We start from the raw sequence: 2,487 nt of genomic DNA on the forward strand, positions 1-2,487 counted from the left end.
TCGTCGGGAATGGCGCCCTCGGTGATGATCTCGCGAACGAAATCGAAGTCGGTCTGGCTGGCCGACGGGAACCCGACCTCGATCTCCTTGTAGCCCATGCGGACCAGCAATTCGAACATGCGGCGCTTGCGCGCCGGGCTCATCGGGTCGATCAGTGCCTGGTTGCCGTCCCGCAAGTCGACCGCGCACCACTGCGGCGCCCGATCGATGACCGTGTCGGGCCAGGTGCGGTCCGGCAGGCGAATCGGCTCGACCTCGTCGGCGAACGGTCGGTACCGGTGGACCGGCATGGACGACCCGCGCTGGGTGTTCCACCGGGGCTGGCCGGGATTGGGCGGACCCGCGGGTCGGATGATGGTTCGGTTGGAGGCGAATGCGTCGGGGGATTCGGCCGACGGCTTGGAAATGCTGCTCACGGTGGTTGCTCCGGTTTTCGAGGGCGGGCCCGAGATGGGCCTCTCAAGATTCGTAGACCGGCGCATCGCGAATACCCGCGACGGGAAGCCGGTCTGGATCAGACCCCGTCGCGGCGTCCGAGAAGGAACACCCGCTGCACGCGCATCAGCTTACACGTTGACCTTGCGTTCACGGCGCGGTCCACTCGCACTTTGTCGCACGGGACGCAGAGTCAACGGACCCTGACCGCCCTCTATCCTGAATCGGACCCCGTAACCCACCCCCTGAGAGGATCGACGTGGCGCTCGTCGTGCAGAAATACGGCGGATCGTCGGTGGCCGACGCCGACCGGATCCGTCGCGTCGCCGAGCGCATCGTCGAGGCCAAGAAGCAGGGTAACGATGTCGTCGTCGTGGTGTCGGCGATGGGCGACACCACCGACAACCTGCTTGATCTGGCCCAGCAGGTCTGCCCGGCGCCCCCGGCGCGCGAACTGGACATGCTGTTGACCGCCGGTGAGCGGATCTCCAACGCGCTGGTCGCGATGGCCATCGAGTCGCTGGGCGCGCAGGCCCGCTCCTTCACCGGCTCGCAGGCCGGCGTCATCACCACCGGTGCCCACGGCAAGGCCAAGATCATCGACGTCACCCCGACGCGGCTGCGGGCCGCCCTCGACGAGGGCCGGATCGTGCTGGTCGCCGGGTTCCAGGGCGTCAGCCAGGACACCCGCGACGTTACGACATTGGGCCGCGGCGGCTCGGACACCACTGCGGTCGCGCTGGCTGCCGCGCTGCACGCCGACGTGTGCGAGATCTACACCGATGTGGACGGTATCTTCAGCGCCGACCCCCGCATCGTCTCCAACGCCCGGCGGCTGGACACCGTCACCTTCGAGGAGATGCTCGAAATGGCGGCCTGCGGGGCGAAGGTCCTGATGCTTCGCTGCGTGGAATACGCTCGCCGCTACAACATTCCGGTGCACGTCCGCTCGTCGTATTCGGACAGACCGGGCACCATCGTCACCGGATCGATTGAGGACATACCCATGGAAGAACCCATCCTGACCGGCGTCGCCCACGACCGCAGCGAGGCCAAGGTCACCGTGACCGGCATCCCGGACCACCCCGGCTACGCCGCGAAGATCTTCCGCGCTGTCGCCGACGCCGACGTCAACATCGACATGGTGCTGCAGAACGTCTCCAAGATCGAGAACGGCAAGACCGACATCACCTTCACCTGCCCCCGCGATGCCGGGCCGGCCGCGGTGGCCAAGCTGGACGCGATGAAGACCGAAATCGGCTTCAGCCAGGTGCTTTACGATGATCACATCGGCAAGGTGTCATTGATCGGCGCCGGCATGCGCAGCCACCCGGGGGTCACCGCCACGTTTTGCGAGGCGCTGGCCGAAGTCGGCGTCAACATCGACCTGATCTCCACCTCCGAGATCCGGATCTCGGTGCTGTGCCGCGACACCGAACTGGACAAGGCCGTCGTCGCGTTACACGAAGCATTCGGCCTCGGCGGCGCCGAGGAGGCCACGGTGTATGCGGGGACAGGACGTTAAATGGTTGCGATCGGGGTAGTCGGCGCCACCGGCCAGGTGGGCCAGGTGATGCGCAAACTGCTCGAAGAGCGTGACTTCCCGGCGACCGACGTGCGGTTCTTCGCCTCGGCCCGCTCGCAGGGTCGCAAGCTGGGATTTCGCGGCCAGGAAATCGAGGTCGAGGACGCCGAAACCGCCGACCCGACCGGGCTGGACATCGCGTTGTTCTCCGCGGGCGCGACGATGTCGCGGGTTCAGGCCCCGCGGTTCGCCGCGGCGGGCGTGACCGTAATCGACAACTCGTCGGCGTTCCGCAAAGACGACGACGTTCCGCTGGTGGTGTCCGAGGTGAATTTCGCTGACGCGAAGAACCGGCCGAAGGGCATCATCGCCAACCCCAACTGCACCACGATGGCCGCGATGCCGGTGCTCAAAGTGCTGCACGACGAGGCCCAGCTGGTCCGCCTGGTGGTCTCGAGCTACCAGGCCGTCTCCGGCAGCGGCCTGGCCGGGGTGTCCGAGCTGGCCGAGCAGGCCCGCGCCGTCAT

The 2,487-nt window shown here is 67.0% G+C and carries 2 protein-coding genes and 1 pseudogene; 2 read left to right on the forward strand and 1 reads right to left on the reverse strand.

Features of this window, described 5'->3' with window-relative positions; translation table 11 throughout:
• A pseudogene (locus tag AC2VOG_RS17090) lies at positions 1-416 on the reverse strand (2-isopropylmalate synthase); the annotation flags it as partial.
• Positions 417-694: 278 nt separating this feature from the next.
• On the opposite strand from AC2VOG_RS17090, the gene AC2VOG_RS17095 reads away from it, so the two are divergent.
• Together AC2VOG_RS17095 and AC2VOG_RS17100 are read left to right on the forward strand one after the other, a co-directional pair.
• Complete coding sequence (locus tag AC2VOG_RS17095; protein WP_486941043.1) at positions 695-1,960, forward strand: aspartate kinase; 1,266 nt, start codon at positions 695-697, stop codon at positions 1,958-1,960.
• Positions 1,961-2,487 (forward strand): aspartate-semialdehyde dehydrogenase (locus AC2VOG_RS17100; protein ID WP_486941044.1); only part of this gene is annotated, 527 nt, incomplete at its 3' end.

The sequence above is a fragment of the Mycobacterium sp. TH-M11 genome (assembly GCF_057473725.1).